This window comes from Oleiphilus sp. HI0123 (assembly GCF_001635315.1).
Genome location: NZ_LWGE01000566.1, coordinates 1 through 446 on the forward strand (window position 1 = coordinate 1; position 446 = coordinate 446).

A 446-nucleotide genomic window follows, 5' to 3' on the forward strand; every position below is an offset into this window, starting at 1 on the left:
TGCACTTGATTCTATTAACGCAAGGAGCGAACTTATGAAATCAAACTCTTTTCTTTCTAACAACATCGCAAACATCCCTCCCCGCCTGCTTATCCCTTTTTTGTTTAGCTTGCTGCTTTCTTTCNGCAATATTAGCTATGCAGACAATGAACCAAATAGTTCAATACAAACCAGTAAGGCCATAAACATCAATAGCGCAGATGCTCAAACTATTGCCAAAGCATTGAAAGGCGTAGGTTTAAAAAAAGCTGAAGCCATTGTTGACTATCGTGAGCGCTATGGTGAGTTTGCCCGCCTCGAAGAGTTAGTTGCAGTAAAAGGTATAGGCAAAAGTACATTAAGCAAGAATGAACACTTACTTAGTCTTGAGTAAAACATTAATCTTTATGTTTTTATCAACCTTTCAGACACAAAAAACCCCGGACTAAGCCGGGGTTTCTCGTTAG

1 protein-coding gene is annotated in these 446 nt (G+C 39.3%); it reads left to right on the top strand.

The annotated features are described in order from the left end of the window. Positions 1–373: helix-hairpin-helix domain-containing protein (locus A3761_RS05200; RefSeq protein ID WP_231881167.1), on the top strand; the 373-nt coding region annotated here is incomplete at its 5' end. Between the last annotated feature and the right edge of the window lie 73 nt (positions 374–446).